We start from the raw sequence: 24,960 nt of genomic DNA on the forward strand, positions 1-24,960 counted from the left end.
GGCTGAACGGGCGAGTTCGGGCTGACACCTATCCGTGCAGCAGACCCAGCTAGGGACATGGAGGAGTCGAGCCGTCGCACGGCTGGCGCAGGAGCCCGGGTTAGCTGCCGCCTGTGAGGGACTTTCGGCCCGCTCACCGCCTTCGACGCCCTAGGCTGCGTGAGGCAGCTAACTGAGGAACGGGGTGGGACTGTGCCAGGCCGGTCAACGGCAGAACGCGATCAGGAGATCGTGCGTCTGTATGCAAGTGGTATACCAGGAACCGAGTTGGCCGAGCGCTACGGCCTGACACGCCAACGGATCGACCAGATACTCAAAGCCCGGGGTGCGATCGGAGCTGCGCAGGCGAGAGCGGTGCGAGCCGAGCATCGGACCGCGAAGTTTGAGGCCGCCGTTCAAGAGTTCGGCGAGCAGCACGGCGGCAGTCTTCGATCGCTGGCTGCCGCCGGTGCGACCCGCGTTGAAGTTGAGAGCAAATTCGCCTACCTAGAGCCTGACGTGCCTGCGGACGTCGTGCGGGAAGCCGTTAAGGCATCGGGGGTGCTCTTCGACGTGAATCGCGAGGAGTACAACTTCGGTCAGTCGGTGATTGAGGCAGGGATCTGGTACATCCTCGCCCGAGTCCGGGGGTGCCAGGGAGATCTCCCTACCGCCTTGAGCGAGATTTCTCTAGGCGAAATGGCGGACGTCGCGCAGGCTCTGGCCGAACTTGGCGTGACGACGGAGCACGTTCGGGACGTGTTTTTCTCGATCGCCGCAGCGCGACGACAGTTGACGATCGATCCGGAGTTGACAATCTCCAAGAAGCAGTACGACGAGCAGAGGGCGGCTGCTATTGATTGCTTGGGACTGACCGGCGGGCAGGGGTCGCTCGCATGGCCACCAACGTCGCAGACCGTGATGAAGCGCCTAGGTAACGGATACTGGACAGATGCCTTGGCCTCGGTGGGTATCACCGCCTCAGCCCGCGGAAGGAGCCGAGGGCTGATTGTCTTTGAGGAGGTCGACTACCGAAGCGCCATCGTGGACTTCTTGAAGCACTGCGGCGCAACCGGGACACCTCAGTCGTTCGACGCCTTCGAAGTCTGGGTTGGCAACGAAGAAAGGCTCGGGCGTCAGCGTCCCTCTGGTCCGGCGGTGCGGCTGTTCTACCAATCGTGGATTAATGCGAAGAGGACTGTTCTGACCGGATCTTCAGCGCAGGTTCTTCGGCCAGTTGTGGCGACTGCTGCAGCCTCGGCGGCGCGCACGGCCTTGCATGACGCCAGCAATGCTCGGCGCGACGTGCTTGACCAGTTGGCCGGACTTTCCGGACGGGAGCGACCTGTCGCGCTGGTCGCATTTGTGAAGGACTACATGGGTGTATTCGAGACCCGTCGTCGCGGTTGGTTCCGGGCGATTGTTCAGAGTGACCCTGACGCTGCGCCGAGACGGCTTGCAGCGTCCGGGTTGAAGGCCGCCCAGAAGGCGTTACTCGAAGCCGTTCCCCCAGGCGTCGATGCGGTTCTGACCGACATGTACCTTGACCGCCTTCTCGGTGGTCCGGAAGGGATACGCAACACGGACTCGTGGCTAGCAGCGAGTGCCCAAGCCGAACTCGACTCGATTCGGGAACCAGACTTGGCCGCCGCACGCGTCATGCGCGAACTACGCAACTTCTTCACACATGATTCAACTGAATCGCAGGCAAGGCTGACCGACGCAATGCTTGAGCTCGCTGCCCTAGATGATCGGTTTCGAACCGATCGTCCGCTTACGCGCCGCTCCCTCACGGGGTGGCTGTTGGGCGACGACGCGACGCGGTTGGCGGTGCTCTCAGAATCGATTCTTGCTGCTTGGCGCGCCATGCTGGCAGCGGAGGCGGTGACGGCTGGCTGATCGCACGCGCCATGAAGGACCGGGCTCCTGCCTGCGAGTCGTTACGCGATCCTGGCCATGCACGTGCACAGCACGCGGCGGAGTGACGCACCAGACGAGCACCTTGTCACGGTCGTTCAGTCACAGGCACCACGGGTCGGGCAGGGATGGACCATGTCAGGAGCGTCGGCACCGACATCGAGCGGATGGCCGAGGAGAAGGCTGTGTTGTACTCGGCTCGTTGGATCGGCCCGCAGACGCTGGGCATCCGCAGCCACCTTCTTCTTGGCACCGTCGCGATGGCGGACGGCCTCTTAACGGGGGTGCTCTCTTCGTCGACAAGGTCGCTGGGCACATCTGGGTCACTTCAGTTCTCTCGCTGATCATGCTCCTTGAGATGGGCGCATTGGCTGTTGCTGTTGCCTCTTGGCTTTCGCTGATGGTCATGGCTGACAACGCAAAGACTCGTCGAGAGGCGGTCAAGGTCCGCCTCTCGCGCGTAGAGCGGTATCTCGCGGAGCTGGAGACGTCGTAGCGGGAGTCGCGGCACCCGCACCGACTCGCCGATGTGACCTCTCGTAGCGCTGAAGCTGGAGGGCTGCCAAGATCTCTGGCGTGCTCTATCACCACAGCTACGAATACCTGGAACCAGGCGATGTGGTCCGCGCAGGCAATTGGGGAAGGATTGTTCAGGGTTACGGCGGGCAGCATCCGATCTTCTTCCGTGAGGCACTTTGGGAACTCGTCCGGAAGCGCGAGTACCCAACTGTTCCGTCACGCTTGACCGCCGCGTACTACTACGACGATGAGCAAGTAGCGCGCAATGGCATGCGAGAAGGTGATCAGGGGCGCGCGCCGAACCTGTATGAGGTCGAGTTGGTGACACCGATGGCGGCGACGCACCGCGCAGATCTGCACCTTTGGGAGCGCGCATGGTGGGATGCTCATCAGCCGACCGAAGCGGAGAGCATCGCGCGGGCCTACTGGGCGGGCCACACACCCACAGGCCGGACCGAATGCCTGACGAACAGTGATCTCCGGATCCTTAAAGTCATCGAGAGGAGTCGTCCTCGATAGGTGTCACTTCTGCAAGAAGCCTAAGCATCATTCGCCGGAGCCGGTGACTTGGTCCGCTCGGCTGACAGGCGGCGGAAACGACACGCACCATTCTTGTGAGCGCAGCGCGGCTGAGCACTGCCCGAACGAAACGTTGACCCTATGTGTTGACGGCGAGCGCAGCTTCCTACGCCGCGCCTGTGCGCTCATAGATCGTGACGGTCGGATGGGAACGTCCCGCATGATTCCGCGACCCGCTTCGATCGAGGCAGCAATCGGTGCGGAGGCCATCAGATGCCAGCGTTTCGCACTCGGGAAGTGGGACTCAGCCATCGCTAGCGCGGTTCGTCATCGTTGCCGAAGTAGGTCAGCGAGTGGTCCGTGCGAGAGCAGGTTCGGTCCGGGCGATGCACCAACCGACCTCACTTCGATGGCGGCGACCCCGTCGAGGGTGGCAGGAAAGGCAGCGCGGTTCACCTCGCCGGTCAGCGCACAGACCAAGATGACATCCTCAACTGAGACATTTCGTCGAAGGAGAGAACTTCGAACTCGTCGGGTGCGGAATGGTCACGCCACGACCAGCCGATGAACTGGTCGCGATGCTGTGGAAGAGCCGCGTCGGTGTCTTGTCGTCCGGATGCCAACCCAGGTAGACGAGAAAGGGTACCGGCGCGATGGCGAAGACTGAGATTCAGCGGCGCCACGCAGGGTGCCGATGCCGACCGCCTCCCCGACCATCGGGTGAGCGCGGCCACTGAGATCGCTCCCGTGGCCTTCGCGATCCCCACGCGGCGCACTGACGCACGTCACCTTGGCTGCCTGGGTGCAGGAGCGGACCCAACTTTGGGAAGCCCACGATGCCGAAGCGAAGTCGCTTCCGCCTCCTCCTTGATGCGATTCTATTGGCTAAAGACCAGCTTCCATTGGGCGATCGCGGTCGCGTCATCGCCGTCCATGTAGGCGTCGTACGCCTTCTGGGCCCGGCTCACCGCCGTATCCAACTTGGAGAGCGCGTCATCCCGGTTGGACGTGGATGAGCACGCCGTAAACCTCGAGCCCAGACCAGTCGGGTCGTTCATCGCTGCTAGCCCGACGTTCTTGAGGTTCCGCAGAAAGTAGAAGAGGTCCATTGGCAGGATCCAGGAGCTCTGCTCACCTGCATACTTCGCGGCGCGCATCTCCAGGTAACACGACGACACAGGCACGTTGCGCCTGTACTTCCAAGTCTTAGCGAGCCGCGCCAGCTTCTTCGCGGCACCGGAGTGCTTCTCGTTCGACTTGTTTACCCACGAGTTGTGGTCCTTGGGATGCGACTTCATCCATTCAGCAGTGTCGGCCGGGTTGGGGATCCAGAACCCGCCACTCGGGGCTGCGAAGGCCGGCACCACCTCGACCGTCTCGTCGCCGGACGCGAACTCACACACAACCGCAGGGCGGGAAACTCGGATGGTGGTGTTCGGGAACCGATCCTTCAGCGCATCTCGAACGTTGCTGAGCGCGGTCGTTGGCGTCGGCCGGGCACCCTTGAGGGACGCGATGTAGTCGACGTCGCTGTAGAACCACACGCCGGTGCCGTGACGCAGGGACCCGGTTTCGAACATCTCGCTCACCCCCAGTCGGTTGTCTAGCCTCGTCTCGATACTGGCTCGGTGCCGCCGAGCTTTGTCGAAGTAGGTCGACGACGGCGTGTAGTAGTCGAGCAGGGAGTTCAGATAGCTGATGGTCGTCGCTGACACAAGGATCTCCGTTCAGTCCGGTGAATGCCTCACGCTACGCATGCGTGCCGACAGAATGCATACCCGTCGGGAAGCGTGGGTTCCACCCCAATGCAATGTCGGTGGTCTCCGCAATACTGCTCAGGTCAGAACACGCGAGGAGAACCCAATGTCATCCAGTGACGAGTATGGCCCGCCACCGACCGTGGTGATGGCCGCCACGCAGAACTCTCATGAGGCCCTGCGGCTGCTACTCGCCCAGCGCCGCCTCTACAGCGGCGCGAAGCTTTACGTCGGTCTCCGATGGTTCGGATTGACTATCATCGGCCTGGGCGCGCCGGTCGTTGTCCGCATCTGGCCGGAACTCGACGTCGCAGCCGCAGCCGTCGCCGGCCTTTGGCTGTTCATCGGGCGCACGACCCTCCGCGCAATGCAAACCCGCCTGAGCACGCAGGCAGCGTCAGTACAAGAACAATTCGACTTCATGGTCTTCGGAATGTCGGAGGAGGCGCAGCGTTCGACCATGCCTCTGCTCGAGGACATAATCGAGCTCACTGGCGGAGAAGAAGCAGTCAGTCGATATTCCGAGGAAGAACGCCTGCGTGACTGGTACCCGTTCGAGGGCAGCAATTTGGGCGAGGTCTCGGTAGCACTTTGCCAGCGTGCGAATGTCACCTACTCAGACCGGCTACTCCGAACCACCGCCCGCGTGTGGACTGGGGCGGTAGTCGCGTGGTCCGCCGTCCTGTTGATCTGGTGCATGATTGATGGGCTCAGCCTGACTGCATTCGTGCTCGGGATCTTCTTGCCGCTCCTGCCAGCCTTGCTCGACGTCGTGCAGTACGTAGCGGGGGTTCGCCGCGCATCGATCGAGCGACGGAATCTCGCCGACGCGATCGGGACCCACTTGGACGAAGGCGCTGTCGACCCCCAAGCACTACTCGTTTGGCAGGAGCGGATGTTCGAACTCCGTCGTGCGGCCCCACAGATCCCCGACTTCATCTACAAGCTGCGCCGGACCAAGAACGAACAAGTCATGCACGCAGCCACCCAGCAACTCAGTACCCGGCCCGCGCAGGAGGACGAGTGACTACAACCCGCCAGGCGTTCGACCAGTTCCTCGAGAACATCACTGCCACGGACTACCAGAAGACGTCCATCATCGACGCCCGTAAGAACACTGTCGTGGCAAACCTGCAGACCGCCTTTCCTGAGTCCAGCGATCTCCCGTTCCACCAGGCGCACCTCATGGGATCTGCGGCCAAGAAGACGATCACCCGGCCGATCGACGACGTAGACGTCCTTGCCGTCTTCTCTGACGAGAAGGGCGCGTGGTTGTCCAAGTACCGGTATGACTCGCAGGCGTTCATCTACCGCATCCGCCAAGCCTACGACGGGCTCGCCGTGGCCCAGGTTGGCACCCGCGGGCAGGCGGTGCGCGTCATGTTCCGGACCGGTGGTCATGTCGACGTTGCTCCGGTCTTCATCCAGTCCGGCGACGTGTACTACCTGCCGAACGGCAGCGGTGGCTGGCTCACAACCGCGCCAACTGTAGCGAATGCATGGTTCAACGAGAGGAACGCCGACCGCGGCGGACACCTCGCGCCGCTTGTTCGCCTTCTGAAGAAGTGGAATCGCGCCCACTCCAAGCGCTTCCGCTCCTACCACCTCGAGACGGTTGCCGCGAATACCTTCAGTTCGTTGGGTAGCAACCACCGTGAGAACCTGAAGAGGTTCTTCGTCTGGGGTCAAGGTCACCTCGACGTGCATGACCCGGGAAGGCAGTCAGGATCGCTAGCCGACTACCTGACCTGGACGGCACGAACGGATCTGAAGTCCTCCATGCAGTCCGCCGCGGACCGAGCCGAGAAGGCCATCGCTGCCGAGGCGGCCGGCAATCACGCCGATGCCAAACGTCTGTGGAAGATCATTCTGGGATCAGACTTCCCCGCCTGAGCGGTGTCGGGTCATTCTGGGCGAAGTGCAGCGCCCATCGTGGGCGGACTGACGCGCTCGAGGGCAGTTCTACGAGCCCTCGTAACTGGCGGTCGACAACAGGGGTGAACCGGTACCAGTGCGTTGGCCTTCCCTCATCGAGCGCGGCGTCGATGCGCAGATGTCGGGACCGCTTCGGGCCGGCTTCGTCACGGTGGCCTCGGGCTTTGGTCGTATCCAGACACGGCAACAGTCCCTGTGGACCACAAGACGTCGAGCCTTGATGTCCGCACCATGCTCAAGGTCAGGCCAGTATGCGCTGATGTGACCTCAGGTGGATCGTGAGTACGCTTCCATCCGGCTTTCAGTATGACAACGGACGTCGCGGCATGATCGGGCGGCTTCGGCGTTGAGCCATCGATCCGCCATGCTAGCCGGGTGAGCGCGGCTGTGGTGATGCGGCAACCGATGGCACTTCGTGTCGCCAGCAGCATTCTGCTGAGCGGGTTCACGCTCATGCTCGCCTTGGGTGGCCTGACGTCAGGGAGTGACGCGCTCCGGTGGCTCGGTCCGTTAGCGGCAATACTTGCAGCGTTCGTGACTGCTCGATACTGGCGCCTACGCGTTGTTATCGGTGGCGAGGGGTTGTCGATCGCCAACCTGCTGCGAAGCCGCAAGGTTCCCTGGGCCGAGGTCGACCGTGCGGTGAACGAGGGCGGCGTCGTCGTGCGCCTGCGATCAGGTCAACAATTCAGCGTCGCCGCCTTCACAGATGTGCCAGGCGCGCTACCGCTGGTCAGACGAAGAAACGCCCATGCGACGAGGCAACTGCAGGCAGCCATTAGGGCCCACCGGGACCGGTAGAGCCACGCGCCGCTCGGTAGTTGAGTGCCTACATGGGCATGATGGCGAACATGCCAGACACGGACGTGACGATCACGCTCACGAATGACGAAGCATTGGTTCTGTTCGAGCTCCTCCACCGCTGGGAGGACCAGGAGCGCGTGGGGTCGCCGCAGAATGAAGCCGAGTTAGTTGCGCTCTGGAATCTGTCGGGACTCCTAGAGCGTGAGCTGCGGGCTCCGTTCGATCCTCGGTACGCAGACCTACTGGCGGAGGCGACGGCTCGGTTGACGCCGAGCGAGTGATCACCGAACATCGGCATGATGCGGCACGCAAAACCGCCCCTACTTTGGCAGGTCCGAACGGGTGGTGCGCGGCATCTTGGGCGGATTGACTGTGGTCGCCCGCGCGTTGACCGCGGCACCTAACCTGGCTGTGTGAGGAGAGCGGGCGGCCGGTCGGCGCGGGTCGAGGACGTGCACGAGATTGCCCTCGGCATGCCCCACGTCCGCGAATACGCGGGAACCCAGAACAGGCCCGTCTATCAAGTGGGTGGAAATTCGTTCATCTTCTTCCGGAACCCCCGTCCTGACGCGTTCGACCCGGACACCGGCCAGCGCTACGAGGACGTCATCGTCTTCTGGGTGCCTAACGAGGGTGACAAGCTTGCCATGGTGCAGGACGAGTCCTCGCCGTTCTTCACCACTCCGCACTTCGACGGCCACCTGTCGGTTCTGGTCCGAGCGAGCCGGCTTGGGGAGATCAGCTATGACGAGCTCGCTGAGGTCGTACAGGAGGCTTGGCTTTCGCGCGCGTCAGCTCGCCGAAGAGCGACCTGGCTCGGGGAGCACCTACCGGACTAGCGCGAGGACTCGTTGGCGGCGCCATGACGCAGACGTCGCATGGCCCCGACCGCACAGACGGCGGGCCGGGGCTCTATGCATCAGCCGTCGGCCGGGGCAGCACGGCGATCGCGCGGCCGTGGCTGACCCCCAACTTGGGTGATCGGGCATGCGGCCCAGGAGGAAGTAGCCGGGGGAGGAGTGGCGCTGACGCTCGCCCGGCCGACCGACGGGCTCGATGCGCCTGGCACGCGCGATCAGCATCTCCGGGGTACGTTCCTGCTGGGGGCGTGCAGCGATGCCGAGCTGGCACAGGCTCCAATGGCGGCAGTCGCGGCAGCCGCGCGGACCAGCAGCTGTCGACTCATCAGTGTTCACTCTACGAAGCGCGTCGCGTGGACGCTCAGGCACGACCCCGCTCTGTCACAGTGACCGCCCTACGGACCGCACGATCATCGATCCAGCCGGTGCCTCAGCTTCTTAGGAGCGCAGAACCGGTAACTCTCGGTCACCAGCTCGGCCACCTCTTCCCAGTCTGTATCGCCGTCGAGCACCATGCCGACGACGGTGGGCGACCACGGAGGCTGGTAGAACGGTGGCCCGGCGTGGACCAGGGCCAGCAGTTCGTCGCCGGAGGATCGGAAGGTCAGCACCGTGGTGGGCTCGGTCACCCCGGTCATATCGCGGTACGCCGACGTGTACCCCTCTTGGGCGACCAGGACGTGAGCGAAGGTCTTCTTCCTGACTCGCCACCTGACGCCGGTCCAGGCATCCTCCTCGTAGGCGTCGGGAAGCGACAACGCGGTCGACGCAACCTTGGCGACTACGTCGGCGGCGGGCTCGATGCGCGGCGGCCGGGACATGCCGCAAGTCTGTCAGCGACTGCGCGGATGGCGGCGTGGGTAGGTCCTCGCGACGCGACCTGTGCGGAACGAGAGAGCAGTCTGGAGCTGTGTGCTCGGCCCGTGCGCTCACGACGGTTCGTCTCTCAGGCGAAGCGCGTCGCGATCCCGGGGTAGTCGACGACGAGCCCATACTTGTCGTACACCAACACGGCGTTGAAACCGCCTTCGGAGTGGTAGTCGAACCGGTGGTCGTCGAGGCGTCGGTAGGACTGGTCGAGGCGTCTGACCTGAAGGTCAAGTGCCTGGACGTAGGCGGCTGGCGCGGTGACGACGTCGCCTAGCGGCAGGTCCAGCCGGTGGACGGGAAGGGTGTTGGTGCAGGCAGAGGCCTCGAGGTCGACGTCGTAGAGCCCGTCGAGCTGGGGCGCCGACCGGCCATCGACGGTCCAGGAACCTTTGCCGTCGGAGACAAGTACAGTGGACCGTCGCCCGCGAGCGGTGTCATTGTGGACGTGGACTTCGCGCGTACGCCAGAGGGCATCAACCGAGATCTCATAGTGGACCGCGTAGGCCTGGCCCGCCTCGACGGCTGAGGTGTATCCACGGATGCCGGAGGCGTCTCGATAGACGACCTCGAACCCGTCGACGGCGTCGACGAACTGCCACGCAGCGAACGGCGGGAGCTCCTCGTATGCCATGTCGGGAGTAAACCAGCAAACACCCAAGCGAGGTGGCGCATCTTGCGGGCGGTATGTCTCGCCCCGTCACGCACACGATCTCGGCGAGTCAGAGCTTCAGCCGTCGAATCCTTCGACCAGCTCAGCTGGGGCGGCGGCGAGCCAGGCGTCGACCAGCAGGTCGCGGAGGTCACCTGGAGCGATGACGCTGAGCTCGATGAGCACGGCGGGGTAGTTGTTGAAGTGCTCGATGGTGAAGACGCCGTCGATGCCGGCGGCGAGGATGCCTTCCTTCTCGTGCAGGTCGGCGGTGTTGACCGCGATGATCGGCGGGTCGGGCGGGGTTTGGTCGCCGAAGCGCTTGAGGTCGGCCTTGCTGAACGGGCGTAGCCAGGCGAAGCCTTTGCCGCGTACGGACCAGGTCGGGTTTCCGTAGCGCTCGCCCTCGACGACCTCGGGCAGCACGCCAATGATCCGAGCCACGTCCTGGAGCGTTGCCATGCTTGGAGCGTAGTTCGTGGCGCTGCTTGATCGGGCTGGATCGACCAAGCCGGTGGGTAAGGTCGGGTCGGTGATGTCCATGATCGACTCGGTCGTGTCCCGGCTGTTGCGGACCCGCGGTGTCGTACGTGCGCCGATCTGGCTCTATCGACACCGGGCTGGGTGGCTCCTGGGATCCCGGATGTTGATGCTCGAACACATCGGACGCCGATCAGGGGTCCCGCGGTATGTCTGCCTCGAGGTCGTCGAGCGGCCGAGCGCGGACGAGATCGTGGTGGTGAGCGGCTTCGGCACCGGGGCGCAGTGGTATCGAAACCTCCTGGCCGAGCCTGCATGCCGCGTCAGCATCGGAAAGCGTACGAGCGTCGCGGCGCGGGCGACGTTACTCTCGGAGGAGGAGTCCGCTGCGGTGCTGGGTCGCTATCAGAAGGCACACCCCAAGGCCTGGCGGCGCCTGCGCGGTGCGATCGAGACGGCGGTCGGTCACGAGGTCGAGGGGCTGCCGATGGTGAACCTGAGACTCGTAGGAGACTGAGATGCGTCGCAAGTGGCTCTGGCTGATCAAGAACACGCTCAACAAGGTGACGACGCGGGTGGCTCGTTCCGGACACGGCCCGTTCTCGCTAGTGCGCCACGTCGGCCGGAAGTCGGGGAAGACGTATGAGACGCCGATCGTCGTCGCGCGGGTGCCGGAAGGTTTCATCGCGGAGCTGACGTACGGCGAGGACGTCAACTGGTACCGCAACATCGTCGCGGCCGGAAGCTGCGAGCTGTTCGTGGACGGGCAGTGGCACCAGATCTCCGCCATCGAGCCGTATCCGTCCGAGGCGGGGCGAGAGGCGTTCGGGTATCCGGCACGGTTGGTGCTGCAGGTGCTGCAGAAGCACGAGTTCAGGCTGCTGCGTACGGCCTGATCAACTGGGCGGGCTGTCGGATGCGCTGAGTGCGCGTAGGTGGTTGCGGAACTCGGCGCCGTCGGCGGGGGAGCGGTACTCGAGCTCGTGCGCGACCTCGCTGGCGACGAGCAGCAGGCTGGGTTGAGACCGTCGCTCGTGGTTCAGGGCGGCTCCGGCGAGTTCGAGCGCGGTCACCGGGCTGCCGTCGCGGGCGGCGAGGACGGCCTTGGTCAGCTGGGCCTCGGCGAGTCGCATCGGGCTGATGACGGTGCCGTCCGGGCGGGTGCTGGTGGCGATGACGGTGTCGGCCATGGCGTCGGCCATGCGTTCGCGGCCGTGCAGGGTGCGGTAGGCGTCCATCGCATAGAAGGAGGCCTTGGTCGGGTCGACGTTGAAGTGGTTGCGGACGTTCGATGGCAGGTCGTTGCTGTCGAGGACCTCGCGGACTCGGTCGAGTGCGACCTCGGTCTTGTGACTGTCCTTCATCCGGGCGTACGCCTTGGCCTTCTGCGCGTGGAGCTGGGCGGCCACTGAAGCGTTGGGAGCGCAGCGGATGCCGGCGTCGGCAGCTGCGATCACATTGGGCATGTCGCCTTGGGTCAGCGCCATCCAGGCACGGATCTCCCAGGCCCACGCGGCCATCACGTTGTCGCCCAGATCCGCTGCGAAACCTTCGGCGGCAACTCGTGCCTGGTGGGTGGCCTGCTCGTCGCCTTGGTCCCACATGAGGCACGCCCGGAGAAGCGACAACCAGCCGGTGAGGTGGATGACCCGCTCGTGGCCGGAGAGGGACACCCGCCCTTCATGTACGAGGGAGGCGAGCTCCTTCAACCAGTCGTCGACCTCGATGGTCAGCGAGCGGGCATCCTGGGCTGAGTAGGCGGTGCACAGGCGCTCGACCTCGGCCTCTGCCTGTGCGAGATGGGCTTCGCCCACCTTCGGCATGCGCAGTGCGGCCACCAGGTCGGTGAACTCGGTTGGGCTGAGCCGGTCGGGGACGTTCTGGTTCGCAAGTGGACGCTGGGCGAAGAAGTCGGCGACCGGCAGGTCGAACATCGCGGCGATCGCCTGCTGAGTCTCGGGTGAGGGGTTGGCGATCTCGCCGCGCCGGTAGCGCTTGAACGTCGCGAGCACGGACTCGAGCTGAGTCTCTTCGTGGAAGGGCGACAGGGCGATGTAGTGCATCGCGGTCTCTCGGTTGCTCCAGCCCTTGGCGGCCTGAAGGCGTGCCAACCGCTCGTGCCACTGCTCAGCCATCCGGCCTCCCGGTGCGTTCGGTGTCTCGTCGTGCGCTCCCGAGGCGGCAGGACGACTCGCACAAACCTAACAACGAAGGCCGACAACTGGGGGACCACTGGGATCAGTGGCGATGCTCCCCGGTTGCTCTCTCCTGATCGTGATCCTCCGTAGCCATTGTGAGTGAGACAAGACTCCGGACGAAAGGATCGCGATGAGCCAGTACGCGGTTGCTGTCGCAACCCGACCAGGCCGGCCACGTGTGATCCCACGCGCGGCGAGCGCACTCGCTCCGCGCGACGAGATCCTCCAGGCGGCCGCCGAGCTCTTCGTCAACCGCGGGTTCGCGGCGACGTCGACGCGGGATATAGCGGAGAAGGTCGGGATCCGGCAGGCGTCGCTCTACTACCACTTCGAAGGCAAGCCCGGCATCCTCGCTGAGCTCCTCGAGCTCTCGGTGCGGCCGAGCCTCGAGAAGGTCGAGACGATCGAGCAGGAGTGCCCAGCCGACGTCCCGGAGGCGGCGCTCTATCTGCTCGCGCTGATCGACGCGGACACCCTCGCGACGGTGCCGCACAACATCGGCAGGCTCTACCGGATGCCCGATGTCAGGAGCAGCGAGGTCTTCGAGGAGTTCCAGCCTGCGTTTCGAGAGCTGACTGCTGCGTACGGTCGGTTGGGTGCCGGCGTCGTGAGCGGCCCCGTCGCGGCCACGGTGGGCGTGGACCAGCTGGGTGGGCTGTTGGTGCAGGCGGTCGAGGTGGTGATCCGGATCCGTTCTCGCGGTGAGGAGGTCACCCGTGGCCAGACGCAGGCGATCGCGGCGACCTGTCTGCGGATGTGCGGCGTGCCCGAGGAGAGGATTGCCCGCGCGGCGGCGTCTGTCGAGAAGCGTCTGGCGTAGCAAGGTCTTTCGACCATGTATGGAGAGCCCGTTGGCTCTGCTGTGCCGGTGGCGGGCTTCTTAGCGTGGAGGAAACCGAGGAGGTCGCATGAAGTACGTCGTCACGATCGAGCACGAGAACGGTCGGTTTCTGGCCGTGCATGCCTTCGAGGGCCGGCCGGATGAGATGGCCGAGATGCAGGGACAGGCCTTCGGGACGGTTGCTGAGCATCTGGCTGCCATCGGTGTTCCGATCGAGGGGGCGGCCGTGTCCTGCTATGAGATGTCCGATGACACCTTCCACGTGTCCTCGGGATTCGTCGTCGGCGGGCCCATCGCGTCCGGGGACGGCGTCGAGTCGCTCCAGCTCCCTGACGTCGATGTCGCGAGTACGACGCATATCGGTCCCTACAACCAGTTGGGTATGGCCTATGAGGCGTTGAAGGAAGGCGCCGAGGCGAAGGAGCGGCACGTCGATGCGTCCGCGATCATGTGGGAGGAGTACCTCACCGGCCCCGACTCCCCACCCGATGAGATCACCACGCTGGTGCACTGGCCGCTCGAACCTGCCGGGGCGTGACCTCGGGAGGCCGAGACGGCGATGGCTGCGATCAGGGGTTGGGATCGAGGTGCGGGAAGTTGCGGTTGAGGGCCCAGTCGATCCGTACGCGCTGGCTCCGGTCCATCTGAAGGCTGGGGACGATCGTGGGATACACCCATTCGGCGTGGGTGTTCTCAGCCGACGGAGTGGGCTCGCCGGCGAGGTAGCGGCCGGCGTAGATGATGGAGCACTCCTGGCGTACCTCGCCGTTGGTGGTGTTCTCGATGCGGTGGCGAGGGTCGGTCCAGATCCCGACCAGGCCGGTCACCTCGATGGTGATACCGGTCTCCTCGAGCGTCTCGCGGACCGCGGCCGCCGTCAGCGACTCGCCGGGCTCCATCGCCCCACCGGGCATCGTCCAGTTGCCAGTGTCGTTGCGGCGGATCAGCAGAATCCTGCCCGGGTCGTCGAGCACGAAGGCGCCGGCGCTGGGTCGGATGCTGTTCACCTCGGGCGCCGAGGGATCGTTGTGCCAGTCGACTCGTTGGCCCAGGTGGCTCGCCCTGGGGGCGCGCGGACGTGGCGTATGTACAGACGTGTCTGATGTCGGCCGAGATCCCACGGCGCCGAGCATAGCCGAATTTAGCGAGGTCAAACGCACACAAGCAGGGCCGTGCCGGCCACGAGTTCGACCCCGAAGTAGAACCAGATGGGGAAGAAACGTACGGGGGTATCGACCAGGCGCGAGATGAGTCGGCCGCCGGCCATCCCGATCAGGGCGAGGCCGACAGTGGTCACGGCGCCGGTCCGGATGCCGCCGATGTCGAGGGCGGCGGCGCCGAGCACGGCGGCCATCGCGATGCCGAACCCTCCGTAGACCGCGCGGATCTCCGAGCGGGACTCGGGCGTCTTCGCCGAGAGGTGGAACGGGGCGGCGAGCGCGCCCGGGGTGACGAGGGCGTACGTCCCCATCGCGAGGAAGAAGACGCCGACGACGGCGATGGTCAGGCTGGCCACGGTGTTCACCGTGGGATCATGACGCGCATGGCGACCGAGCCGCTTCCGGATTCGTGCTGCGACGACGTACGGCCGACGGTGTGGTTCTGGTCGGGGCACGCGGTGTATCGCGGACCGTCGCTGCGGCTGGGCACGCATTCCGGGTCGGTCACCTGCTTCGCGCTGGGACTGGACGCCCCCTTCTTGCTGCGGTCAGGTCCGGCGGAGCCACGGCGGGTGCGGAGCGCGCTGATCCCTGCGCGTACGTCCCATCAGATCGTCGTGGGGGAGGAGCAGACGATGCTGTTCTTCTACGTCGATCCGGGCGCATCGGGGACGGCGCATCTGTTGGGGGCGATGACCGACCGGAGGGGCACGATCGCGTACGACCATCGCGACGAGGCGGCGCTGATCGCCGACTGGGCGCAGGGGCCGGTCACGGATCCCGAGATGCTGCGGCGACGGTTGCTCGATGCCGGTGAGGCGAACCCGACCGACGAGCGGATCCGCGTCGCCATGCAACTCCTTCGCGACCGGCCCGCTGAGCGGGGGAGCGCGGCGGAGATGGCCGCCGCGGTCAACCTGTCCCAGTCCCGCTTCCTGCACCTGTTCTCGGCTGACTCGGGGACAAGCTTTCGCCGCTACCGCCTCTGGGCCAGGATGCGGTACGCGGCAGCGGCCGTCAGTCAGGGCGCGGATCTCTCGACCGCCGCCAGCGACGCGGGGTTCGCCTCACCGAGCCATTTCAGCGACACCTTCCGGGCGATGTTCGGACTCACCGCCACGGAGATGCTCTCCAACCAGCTCCGGATCGTGGTGATGGAGCACCGCGCGGACGACGAAACCCTGACTAGCTCGTGACTGCGCCGACCGCGGCTGACTGCACCGTACGCCGGTACTTGCCGAGCACTCCGCGCTGATACTTCGAGGGAAGTGGCTCCCAGCCGACCTTCCGCTGCTCCAGTTCCTCGGGTTCCACGCCGACCTCGAGGGTGCGGTTGACGACGTCGAGGACGATGGGGTCGCCGTCGCGGACGAAGGCGATCGGGCCGGCGTCAACGGCCTCGGGGGCGATGTGGCCGACGCAGAGACCCGTGGTTCCGCCTGAGAATCGTCCGTCGGTGATCAGCAGGACATCCTTCCCGAGACCGGCGCCCTTGATGGCTCCGGTGATGGCAAGCATCTCGCGCATGCCCGGGCCGCCCTTCGGGCCCTCGTTCCGAATGACCACGACGTCGCCCGCGACGATGAGACCCGCTTCAAGGGCGTCCATCGCGGCCCGCTCCCCGTCGAAGACTCGGGCAGTGCCGCGGAAGACGGTGTCGTCGAAGCCGGCTGTCTTGACGACAGCGCCCTCGGGCGCGAGCGAGCCCTTCAGGATGGTGAGACCACCGGTGCGGTGGATCGGCCGCTCGAAGGAGTGGATCACGTCGTCATCGAGTGCGGGCGGGCTCAGCTCGGCGAGGTTCTGCGCCATGGTCTTCCCGGTCACCGTGAGGCAGTCGCCGTGGAGCAGCCCCGCGTCCAGGAGCGCCTTCATCACGACCGGGATCCCGCCGATCTTGTCGACGTCGTTCATGACGTACTTGCCGTAAGGCTTGAGGTCGGCGAGGTGGGGGACCTTCTCTCCGATCCGGGTGAAGTCGTCAAGAGTCAGGTCGACCTCAGCCTCGTTGGCGATCGCCAACAGGTGCAGTACGGCGTTGGTGGAACCGCCGAGAGCCATCACGACGGCGATGGCGTTCTCGAAAGCCTCCTTGGTCATGATCTGACGCGCGGTGATGCCCTTGCGCAGAAGCCCGACCACGGCCTCGCCCGAGCGGTGGGCGAAGCCGTCGCGGCGTCGGTCGACTGCGGGCGGCGCGGCCGAGCCGGGCAACGACATGCCAAGCGCCTCAGCGACAGCAGCCATCGTGTTGGCCGTATACATGCCCCCGCAGGCGCCCTCGCCAGGACAGATCGCCTTCTCGATGCGGGTGACCTCTTCGCGACTCATCTTCCCCGCGATACAGGCCCCGACCGCCTCGAAGGCGTCGATGATCGTGACGTCGCGGCCGTCGACCTGCCCGGGCATGGTCGAGCCGGCGTAGAGGAAGACCGAGGCGAGATCCAGCCGAGCAGCCGCCATCAACATGCCGGGCAACGACTTGTCACAGCCCGCGAGCAGCACGGAGCCGTCGAGCCGCTCGGCGCTCATCACGGTCTCGACCGAGTCGGCGATGATCTCGCGCGACACCAGCGAGAAGTGCATGCCCTCGTGGCCCATCGAGATTCCGTCGGAGACGGAGATGGTGCCGAACTCCAGCGGATAGCCACCGGCCGCGTGAACGCCGTTCTTCACTGCCTTTGCGAGCCGGTCGAGGGACAGGTTGCAAGGGGTGATCTCGTTCCACGACGATGCGACGCCGATCTGCGGCTTCGCGAAGTCGTCGTCTCCGAGGCCGACGGCCCGCAACATGCCTCGGGCGGCGGTGGCTTCCAGGCCATCGGTGACGGCGCGCGACCTGGGCTTGATATCAGGTGTGTCGGGGCTGAGTGGGTTCACATGTACGAGGCTAACCGTGTGGTGACCTAGACGCCGGTCGGCAACGCCTCGATGTACTCCTCGGTCGGACCGAAGTCCGGGTCCGGGTGGACCTCGACGTACGTCGCGGGGTGGGTGAGGTCGAGGATGGAGATCTGGTTGGCGCCGGTGCGCCAGAGGGGAGCGGGGGCGTAGAGGCGGCGTTGGGGGCCGCGGCTCCACAAGCGGCCGAGCAGGGTGCCGTTGAGCCAGACGAACCGGTCGCCGTCACCGGGGATGGCGAGCCAGCCGTCGGCGGGGCCGTCGACCTCGATGACGGCGTGTGCGAGGCCGTCGAGGTCGTCAGCGGCCCAGCGGTCGAGGGGTGCGAGGTGGTGGTCCCAGCCGTGGACGAGGCGCCGGTCGACCTGGACGCCGCCGAGGATCCCCTTGTGCTCGCCGAGCAGCGGGCCGTAGTTGACGCGGCCGAGCGCCTCGACGACCAGGGTCAGCTCGGCCACCGATCCGAGGCCGGGAAGTGTCAGCACGGCGGCTTCGGCGTCGTCGCGCTCGAGCAGGCCGAGGGCGCGCCCGTCCAGGAAGACGTACGCCCTGTCGTGCAGCCCGCGCACGGTGAGATGGACGTCGTGGCTGGGGAGCGTGATCGAGGAGCGGTACGTCACCAGGCCGGTGTCGATGCCGAGTTCCTCGAAGCTCAAAGGCCTGGCCGCGCGCGTCGCCGGTCCGCGGGTCACCAGTGACAGCAGGTCGGTGCCGCGCGAGAGCGGCGCAGAGGAGAACGCGTGACGTGGACCAGTCGGCGGCAGCGCGGGCAGCGCGTCGACCGTCCGCCCGGTGGCGGGCGCCAGGATGTCGCGGTAGAGACGGAACTTCTCCGAGACCCGGCCGTCCTCGCCGACCGGGGCGTCGGAGTCGTAGCTGGTGACGGTGGGCTGGATGCGGCGGCCGTCGTGGTTGGCGCCCGCCCAGAGCCCGAAGTTGGTGCCGCCGTGCGCCATGTAGACGCTGACCGAGCCGCCGAGATCGACGATCTCGCGCAGCGTCGCGGCGGCGCTCTCGGGGGAGCGTACGTGGTGGTTCTCGCCCCAGTGGTCGAACCAGCCGTTCCAGAACTCGGCGCACAGGAAGGGCTCGCCGGGTCGTCGTGACTGCAGCATCGAGTGGGCCTCCTCGGCGCGACTTCCGAAGGTTGCCGTGGCGAGCGTGTCCTCGACCATTCCGGCGTCGAGCATGACCTCGGTCGGGCCGTCGGCGGTGTAGAGCAGCTCGGTGATGCCACGGTCGAGTAGCCCCTGCCGGAGCCAGGTGAGGTGGGCGGCGTCGTCGCCGTAGGAGCCGTACTCGTTCTCCACCTGCACGGCTACGACCGGTCCGCCGTGAGCGGCCTGGAGCGGGACGAGGTGGGGGAGCAGGACGTCGAACCAGCGCGAGACCGCGTCCTGGTAGACCGGCTCGCTGCTGCGCGGTGCCCGGGTGCGTGCGGTTAGCCACGACGGCAGCCCGCCGTTGGTCCACTCGGCGCAGATGTAGGGGCCGGGGCGCACGATCACGTCGAGCCCGAGGTCGCCGGCGATCGTGACGAAGCGGGCCAGGTCGCGGGGCCCGGTGAAGTCCGGGGAACCCTCGTCCTGCTCGTGGAAGTTCCAGGCGACGTAGGTGTCGACGGTGTTGAACCCGGTGGCGGCGACCCGGCGCAGCCGGTCCTCCCAAAGGTCCGGGTGGATGCGGAAGTAGTGGATGGACCCGGACAGGATCCGGTGGGGGACACCGTGCTTCAGGAACTCTCCGTCGCGCCAGGTCAAGGTAGGGGTCACCCGCCCGAGGCTATGACAACTTTTGAGCACAACCTAGCCAATCCGCGCAAAACTCTGCATGATGGTCGGACCTCGTCAGGCCCACCCCCACCCTCGGGAGTCACGATGCCGAAGCGTTTCCCCACAGCCCTCCTCGCGTCCGTGACGGCCTTCGCCGGCGTGGCCGCCATCGCGCCCGAAAGCCATGCCGCCCCCGCGGGCGGCGGCTTCACGCTGACCTCGCCCGTCCTCAGCGTCCAGGTGGCCGAGGACTTCCCGGCCGTGCTCGGCTACCGGCACACCGCCGGCGGCGAGATCGGCGGCGCCACGACAACGCCGACCGCCGTACGGATCAACGGCACCACGCACACCGCGAAAGTGACCGGCACCCAGGTCGACGCCGACACGGCGACCTACCGGCTGACCTTCGCCGACCTGCCCGGCGTCGAGCTCGACGCGAAGCTCGAGGTGGCCGGCGACGTCGTCACCTTCGCGGTCACCAAGGTGACCGACACCGACGAGCACCGGGTCGGCACCCTCGACATCCCCGGACACGACCTCCTCTCGGTCAGCTCCGACCAGGCCGGTGCGACCGTGAACACCGCCGTCGTGAGCGCGGACCGCACGACCAACGGAGACACCCACACCGAGGTCACCGCCGACCTGGCCACGACCGAGAAGCCGGTCGGATCGGCGTACGCCATCGTCGACACCGACCAGCTCGCCGCCGCGATCGAGACCAACTCGGTCTACGACCAGAGCGGCGGCGACTCGACCAACGAGCGCGGCCGGATCTGGCGCAGCGTGAGCGCCACCGACAACGGCCGCCGGGTCGGGCTGTGGAGCGGCCAGTGGACCTACCGGGCGACCGGCTCGCCCTACACCGAGGAGCTCCCGTGGGCGAAGGTCACGATCACCCCCGACGCCAACGGTGACCAGTCCGTCGACTGGCAGGACGGCGCGATCGCGCTGCGCGACATCCAGCGCCCGATGAACGGCGCGGAGGAGACCCCCGAGCGGGTGGTCACCCACATCCCGTTCAACTTCGCCAGCCAGGCGACCCATCCGTTCCTGCGTACGCTCGACGACGTCAAGCGGGTCTCGCTGGCCACCGACGGGCTTGGGCAGCTGGCGGTGCTGAAGGGGTACGGCTCCGAGGGCCACGACTCCGCGCACCCCGACTACGGCGGCAACTACAACACCCGCGCCGGCGGCCTCGAGGACCTCAACACCCTGGTCCGTGCGGGCGAGAAGTGGGGCGCCGACTTCGGCGTCCACGTCAACGCGACCGAGGCCTACCCCGAGGCCAAGACCTTCAACGAGACGCTCGTCGACGAGGGCAGCCCCGGCTGGGACTGGATCGACCAGTCCTACTACATCGACCAGCGCACCGACCTCGCGACCAAGAACATCGTCGACCGCTTCGCCCAGCTGCGCCGCGAGACGCACCCGAACCTCGACTTCCTCTACATCGACGTCTACTACTCCTACGGCTGGCTCCAGGAGCGCCTCGCCCAGGAACTGCGCGGGCAGGGCTGGAACATCGGCACCGAGTGGTCCTACCACTTCGAGGAGGACGCGCTCTGGTCCCACTGGGCCAACGACGAGTCCTACGGCGGCGCCACCAACAAGGGCCTGAACAGCCAGATGATCCGGTTCGTACGCAACGGGCAGAAGGACACCTGGAACCCGGACAAGCTGCTCGGGCACACCGAGATCGTCGAGTTCGAGGGATGGACCGGCGAGAACGACGTCGACGCCTTCTACGACAACATCTGGCAGACGAACCTGCCGACCAAGTATCTGCAGAAGAACCCGATCCTGCGCTGGAGCCCGGACGAGATCGTCCAGGACGGCGGCGTACGCGTGGTCAACACCGGCCAGACCGACGCGACCCGGAAGATCTATCAGGGCGGCGACCTCGTGCTCGACGGCGACGCCTATCTTCTGCCGTGGAAGGGCAGGCAGCAGGACGGGGCGAAGCTCTACCACTACAACGCCGACGGCGGCCGGACCACCTGGGAGCTGACCGACGCGTGGAGCCAGAGCGGCCGGCTCAACCTCTACGAGCTCACCGAGCAGGGCCGGGTCGCGGCCGGCAGCGTTCCGGTGCGCAGCGGCAAGGTCACCCTCGAGGCGAAGGCCGGGACGGCGTACGTCCTGACGAAGTCTCCCGACAGCTCGCCCGACCCGCAGTGGGGCCAGGGCAGCCACGTCGCCGACCCCGGCTTCAACGCCGGCGACCTCGATGCCTGGCACCCGAGCGGCCCGGCCACGACCGGACGGACCTCGACCGGTCAGCAGGTCGCCGTCCTGGGCGCCGGTGAGCGGGCCACGATCAGCCAGCGCCTCCAGGGTCTGCGCATCGGGCGCAACGCTCTGGGCGTCTGGGTGGAGGTCGAGCCCGGCCACAGCCGGGCCACCTCGGTCAGCGTCACCTCCGGCGGGAAGACCTACACCAACAGCGTCGAACGATCGACGGCGAAGAACCTGGTCGCCGCCGACGAGCTGCACAGCACCTACTTCCAACGTGTCGAGGTCCCCTTCGACGCCGGCCGTGACGGCACAGCGACCGTCAAGATCTCCGCGGAGGCAGGCTCCGGCCGTGTCCGCGTCGATGACGTACGCGTCCTCGCGGTCAAGCGCGACCTGCCGGCCGCGCCCGGCGCGAAGGTCATCGTGAAGGAGGACTTCGAGGAGGTCGTCCAGGGCTGGTCGCCGTTCGTCAAGGGCTCATCGGGCGGCGTCACCGACCCGCGCACCCACCTGGCCGAACGGCACGAGCCGTACACGCAGAGCGGCTGGAACGGCAAGGTCACCGACGACGTGATCAGCGGCGACTGGTCGCTCAAGTCGCATGCCGAGAACGGCGGCCTCGTCTACCGCACGGTCCCGCAGACCGTACGTTTCGAGCCCGGCCACCGCTACCGGGTCTCCTTCGACCACCAGACCGAGCGGGCCGACGACTACGAGTGGGTCACCGGCTACGACTCGGTCGCGAGCGGCGATCCCCGCACGGTCGAGGTCGGTGCTCGACCGATCGGCAAGCAGGTCGAGACGGCTCGGTTCAGCGAGGAGTTCGTGGCCGGCGGCTGCGGCGACTACTGGGTGGGTCTGCGGACGGCAGACGACAACGGCGCGAACGGCGACATCAGCATCGACGACTTCACCGTCGAGGATCTCGGTGCAGCCAGCGACCTGCCGGCCTGCGCGACCCTCGCCGTCGACGCCGGTGAGGAGAAGCTGCTGCCGGGCGCGGCCGCCGAGGTCACCACCACGTTGACCAGCGACGAGGCGTCAGAGACCGGCGCCGGCACGGTCGGTCTCGAGGTGCCGGAGGGCTGGACCGCTGAGGCCACCACGCCGGCGGCCTTTGACTCGCTCGCTCCCGGGGCGAGCCACTCGGTGACCTGGAAGGTCACGCCGCCGGCCGACGCGGCCGAGTCGAGCTACCAGCTCACCGGCTCCGCGACGTACGACTTCGGAGGCGAGACACGCACGGTGACCCGCTCGGCCACGGTGCAGACCGCGCCGCCCCCGCCGACCGCGGACACCTACGCCAGCGATCTCGGCTGGATCTCGGCCACCAACGGCTGGGGACCGGTCGAGCGCGACACCAGCGTGGGGGAGAACGGTGCCGGCGACGGCGGGCCGATCAGGCTCGCCGGCAAGGTCTACACCAAGGGGCTGGGCACGCATGCGGTATCGAAGGTTCGCTACTACCTGGCCGGCAACTGCACCAGCTTCACCGCCGACGTCGGGGTGGACGACGTACAGACCTCGCGCGGCTCGGTGAGGTTCTCCGTCGTCGCGGACGGGACGACGGTCACCGAGACCGGCACCCTCGGGCCGGCCAGCGCCACCGAGACGATCACCGCCGACATCACCGGCGCCGACTATGTCGATCTGGTGGCCGGCGATGCCGGCGACGGGAACGGCAACGACCACGCCGACTGGGCCGATGCGAGGTTCCACTGCGGCCCCTGAGATCTGCGTAGGCTGTCCGGGACCCAGGAAGGGAGCCCATGAGACAACAGCGACTCAACCAGCTGCTCGAGCTGATCAGCGAGCACGGGCACGTGTCGATCGCCGAGGTGGAGAGCGCGCTCGGTGTCTCGGCGGCGACCGCCCGCCGCGACATCGGGCACCTCGCCGAGCAGCGGCTGGTCACCCGGACACATGGCGGCGCGACCGCGCTCGGCTCGGCGTACGAGCTGCCGTTGCAGTACAAGATCGGTCGCCAGGCCGACGCGAAGCGGGCGATCGCGACCGCGGTCGCCGACCTGCTCGTGCCGGGTGAGACGGTCGCACTCAACGGCGGTACGACGACCAGCGAGGTGGCGCGCGCGATCGGGCGCCACCCCGACCTGGCCGAGGACGACAGCATCACCGTCGTCACCAACGCGCTCAACATCGCCTACGAGCTCTCGATCCGGCCCAACGTCAACATCGTGGTGACCGGCGGTGCCGCTCGCACCCAGTCCTACGAGCTGGTCGGCCCGCTGAGCGAGGGGGTGCTGTCGAAGATCCACATCGACACCGCGATCCTCGGCGTCGACGGCATCAGCACCCGGGCCGGACTCACCACGATCCACCCGGCCGAGGCCAAGATCAGCGCCGACTTCATCGCGGCGGCCCAGCGCACCATCGTGGTGGCCGACAGCACCAAGCTCGAGCATCCGACCTTCGCGCGCATCCGCGACCTTTCCAGCGTCTCCATGCTCGTCACCGACAAACCGGTGCCGGAGTCGCTCGCGAAGGCACTGACCGATGGCGGGACGGAGATCACCGTCACGACTGAGCGATAATGATCATTTGTGACGCTTTATTGACAGAAACGCGCAATGCGTTGGATGATTCGGGTCCAGCCGGCAACACATCGGAGGGTGACCCAACACCATGACCGCATCTGCACCGACGACGCATCTCGCAGCCGAGATCGCGACGCAGCCCGCCAACTGGCTGGCAGCCAGGAGCACCGCCGAACGATCGGCCGATGCCCTGCCGAAGGCGGGGGAGAAGGTCGCGGTCATCGGCTGCGGGACCTCGCTCTACATGGCGCAGGCGTACGCCGCGCTGCGCGAGGAGCAGGGTCACGGCATCACCGACGCCTGGACGCCGACCGAGGCCCGTCTCGACCGGGACTACGACCGGCTGCTGGCGATCACGCGGTCCGGGACCACGACCGAGGTCGTCGACCTGCTTGCCGCGATCCGGGGCAGGATCCCGGCGACGGTGATCTCGTCCTCTCCCGGCACTCCGGCCCTCGAGCTGGCCGAGCCGATCCTGATGCCCGAGGTGGACGAGAAGTCGGTGGTCCAGACCCGCTTCGCGACCACCACGCTCGCCATGCTGCGCTGGCACCTCGGCGAGGACCTGAGCCAGGCCGCCGAGCAGGCCCAGCAGATCATCGACGCCGGCGAGAGCGCGTACGGGCCGGCGCTGACCGCCGAGCAGCTCACCTTCGTCGGCCGCGGCTGGACCAACGGAGTCGCGCAGGAGGCCGCGCTCAAGCTCCGGGAGTCCGCGCAACTGTGGACCGAGTCCTACCCGATGATGGAGTACCGCCACGGCCCGCTCTCGATCAGTGCCCCCGGCCGGGTCGTGTGGGCCTTCGGCGACCTGGTTCCGGGCTTCGCCGAGGACGTCGCGGTCACCGGCGCCGACCTGGTGCACCACGACATCGACCCGCTCGCCGAGCTGGTGCGTGTGCACCTGCTCTGCGTGGAGCGGGCCCGTCGGGCCGGTCTCGACCCCGACGCGCCGCGCAACCTCACGCGCTCGATCATCCTGAGCCCGGCTGCTCCTCCCGAGTGATTC

24 protein-coding genes are annotated in these 24,960 nt (G+C 66.6%); 15 read left to right on the forward strand and 9 right to left on the reverse strand.

Annotation, left to right across the window (positions count from 1 at the left end; translation table 11 throughout):
• The first annotated feature begins 267 nt into the window (after window positions 1-267).
• A complete protein-coding gene (locus tag ABZU72_RS00080) occupies window positions 268-1,878 on the forward strand; it encodes a hypothetical protein (RefSeq protein WP_355016869.1) in 1,611 nt (536 codons plus the stop codon).
• A 594-nt stretch (window positions 1,879-2,472) separates the two neighbouring features.
• Window positions 2,473-2,934, forward strand: coding sequence for a hypothetical protein (locus ABZU72_RS00085; protein WP_355016870.1), 462 nt, complete (start codon window positions 2,473-2,475; stop codon window positions 2,932-2,934).
• A gap of 878 nt (window positions 2,935-3,812) precedes the next feature.
• Here the strand turns inward: ABZU72_RS00085 and ABZU72_RS00090 are convergent.
• Window positions 3,813-4,649, reverse strand: a complete 837-nt coding sequence (locus tag ABZU72_RS00090) for a hypothetical protein (protein WP_355016871.1) — start codon at window positions 4,647-4,649, stop codon at window positions 3,813-3,815.
• A 148-nt stretch (window positions 4,650-4,797) separates the two neighbouring features.
• Between ABZU72_RS00090 and ABZU72_RS00095 the strand changes: the two genes are divergently transcribed.
• From ABZU72_RS00095 to ABZU72_RS00115, 5 genes are all read left to right on the forward strand, one after another.
• Entirely contained in the window at window positions 4,798-5,718 is a 921-nt protein-coding gene (locus ABZU72_RS00095) for an S-4TM family putative pore-forming effector (RefSeq protein ID WP_355016872.1), read from the forward strand.
• Window positions 5,715-6,584, forward strand: coding sequence for a hypothetical protein (locus ABZU72_RS00100; RefSeq protein ID WP_355016873.1), 870 nt, complete (start codon window positions 5,715-5,717; stop codon window positions 6,582-6,584). Before ABZU72_RS00095 ends, ABZU72_RS00100 begins: the two co-directional genes overlap by 4 nt.
• 417 nt (window positions 6,585-7,001) lie before the next feature.
• Window positions 7,002-7,427, forward strand: coding sequence for a PH domain-containing protein (locus ABZU72_RS00105; protein WP_355016874.1), 426 nt, complete (start codon window positions 7,002-7,004; stop codon window positions 7,425-7,427).
• A gap of 32 nt (window positions 7,428-7,459) precedes the next feature.
• Entirely contained in the window at window positions 7,460-7,711 is a 252-nt protein-coding gene (locus tag ABZU72_RS00110; RefSeq protein WP_355016875.1) for a hypothetical protein, read from the forward strand.
• 132 nt (window positions 7,712-7,843) lie between these two features.
• A complete protein-coding gene (locus tag ABZU72_RS00115) occupies window positions 7,844-8,269 on the forward strand; it encodes a hypothetical protein (RefSeq protein WP_355016876.1) in 426 nt (141 codons plus the stop codon).
• Window positions 8,270-8,700: 431 nt separating this feature from the next.
• Here ABZU72_RS00115 and ABZU72_RS00120 read toward each other — a convergent pair whose 3' ends face one another.
• The 3 genes from ABZU72_RS00120 to ABZU72_RS00130 form a co-directional block, all read right to left on the reverse strand.
• Window positions 8,701-9,111: an MmcQ/YjbR family DNA-binding protein gene (locus ABZU72_RS00120; RefSeq protein ID WP_350665160.1), complete on the reverse strand. Its 411-nt coding sequence runs from the start codon at window positions 9,109-9,111 to the stop codon at window positions 8,701-8,703.
• Window positions 9,112-9,236: 125 nt separating this feature from the next.
• The gene (locus tag ABZU72_RS00125; RefSeq protein WP_355016877.1) at window positions 9,237-9,791 is read right to left on the reverse strand and encodes a putative glycolipid-binding domain-containing protein; all 555 of its coding nucleotides are present in this window, start codon (window positions 9,789-9,791) and stop codon (window positions 9,237-9,239) included.
• Window positions 9,792-9,887: 96 nt separating this feature from the next.
• Window positions 9,888-10,271, reverse strand: coding sequence for a hypothetical protein (locus tag ABZU72_RS00130; protein ID WP_355016878.1), 384 nt, complete (start codon window positions 10,269-10,271; stop codon window positions 9,888-9,890).
• Window positions 10,272-10,287: 16 nt separating this feature from the next.
• Here ABZU72_RS00130 and ABZU72_RS00135 point away from each other — a divergent pair, with 16 nt between their 5' ends.
• The gene (locus ABZU72_RS00135; RefSeq protein WP_355016879.1) at window positions 10,288-10,806 is read left to right on the forward strand and encodes a nitroreductase family deazaflavin-dependent oxidoreductase; all 519 of its coding nucleotides are present in this window, start codon (window positions 10,288-10,290) and stop codon (window positions 10,804-10,806) included.
• 1 nt (window position 10,807) lies between these two features.
• Window positions 10,808-11,185: a nitroreductase family deazaflavin-dependent oxidoreductase gene (locus tag ABZU72_RS00140; protein ID WP_355016880.1), complete on the forward strand. Its 378-nt coding sequence runs from the start codon at window positions 10,808-10,810 to the stop codon at window positions 11,183-11,185.
• Here ABZU72_RS00140 and ABZU72_RS00145 read toward each other — a convergent pair whose 3' ends face one another.
• The gene (locus ABZU72_RS00145; RefSeq protein ID WP_355016881.1) at window positions 11,186-12,424 is read right to left on the reverse strand and encodes a hypothetical protein; all 1,239 of its coding nucleotides are present in this window, start codon (window positions 12,422-12,424) and stop codon (window positions 11,186-11,188) included.
• 193 nt (window positions 12,425-12,617) lie between these two features.
• Here ABZU72_RS00145 and ABZU72_RS00150 point away from each other — a divergent pair, with 193 nt between their 5' ends.
• Together ABZU72_RS00150 and ABZU72_RS00155 are read left to right on the forward strand one after the other, a co-directional pair.
• Complete coding sequence (locus ABZU72_RS00150) at window positions 12,618-13,307, forward strand: TetR/AcrR family transcriptional regulator (RefSeq protein ID WP_355016882.1); 690 nt, start codon at window positions 12,618-12,620, stop codon at window positions 13,305-13,307.
• Between the two features lie 88 nt (window positions 13,308-13,395).
• Window positions 13,396-13,866: a GyrI-like domain-containing protein gene (locus tag ABZU72_RS00155; RefSeq protein ID WP_355016883.1), complete on the forward strand. Its 471-nt coding sequence runs from the start codon at window positions 13,396-13,398 to the stop codon at window positions 13,864-13,866.
• A gap of 31 nt (window positions 13,867-13,897) precedes the next feature.
• On the opposite strand, the gene ABZU72_RS00160 is transcribed toward ABZU72_RS00155, so the two are convergent.
• Entirely contained in the window at window positions 13,898-14,335 is a 438-nt protein-coding gene (locus ABZU72_RS00160; protein ID WP_355016884.1) for an NUDIX domain-containing protein, read from the reverse strand.
• A gap of 143 nt (window positions 14,336-14,478) precedes the next feature.
• Window positions 14,479-14,844, reverse strand: a complete 366-nt coding sequence (locus ABZU72_RS00165; RefSeq protein WP_355016885.1) for a DUF4345 family protein — start codon at window positions 14,842-14,844, stop codon at window positions 14,479-14,481.
• Window positions 14,845-14,862: 18 nt separating this feature from the next.
• Between ABZU72_RS00165 and ABZU72_RS00170 the strand changes: the two genes are divergently transcribed.
• Window positions 14,863-15,684: an AraC family transcriptional regulator gene (locus tag ABZU72_RS00170; RefSeq protein ID WP_355016886.1), complete on the forward strand. Its 822-nt coding sequence runs from the start codon at window positions 14,863-14,865 to the stop codon at window positions 15,682-15,684.
• Here the strand turns inward: ABZU72_RS00170 and ilvD are convergent.
• A complete protein-coding gene (gene ilvD, locus ABZU72_RS00175) occupies window positions 15,674-17,368 on the reverse strand; it encodes a dihydroxy-acid dehydratase (RefSeq protein WP_355016887.1) in 1,695 nt (564 codons plus the stop codon). The two genes, ABZU72_RS00170 and ilvD, sit on opposite strands and share 11 nt — an antisense overlap.
• 26 nt (window positions 17,369-17,394) lie before the next feature.
• Window positions 17,395-19,161: a beta-galactosidase family protein gene (locus ABZU72_RS00180; RefSeq protein WP_355016888.1), complete on the reverse strand. Its 1,767-nt coding sequence runs from the start codon at window positions 19,159-19,161 to the stop codon at window positions 17,395-17,397.
• Window positions 19,162-19,266: 105 nt separating this feature from the next.
• Between ABZU72_RS00180 and ABZU72_RS00185 the strand changes: the two genes are divergently transcribed.
• The 3 genes from ABZU72_RS00185 to ABZU72_RS00195 all read left to right on the forward strand — a co-directional run bounded on the left by ABZU72_RS00185 (window position 19,267) and on the right by ABZU72_RS00195 (window position 24,957).
• Window positions 19,267-23,127, forward strand: coding sequence for an endo-alpha-N-acetylgalactosaminidase family protein (locus tag ABZU72_RS00185; protein ID WP_355016889.1), 3,861 nt, complete (start codon window positions 19,267-19,269; stop codon window positions 23,125-23,127).
• Between the two features lie 38 nt (window positions 23,128-23,165).
• Window positions 23,166-23,948, forward strand: coding sequence for a DeoR/GlpR family DNA-binding transcription regulator (locus tag ABZU72_RS00190; RefSeq protein WP_355016890.1), 783 nt, complete (start codon window positions 23,166-23,168; stop codon window positions 23,946-23,948).
• A 91-nt stretch (window positions 23,949-24,039) separates the two neighbouring features.
• Window positions 24,040-24,957, forward strand: a complete 918-nt coding sequence (locus ABZU72_RS00195; protein WP_355016891.1) for a sugar isomerase — start codon at window positions 24,040-24,042, stop codon at window positions 24,955-24,957.
• Window positions 24,958-24,960: the final 3 nt, after the last annotated feature.

Source organism: Nocardioides sp. NPDC004968, from assembly GCF_040608935.1.
GTDB lineage: Bacteria > Actinomycetota > Actinomycetes > Propionibacteriales > Nocardioidaceae > Nocardioides.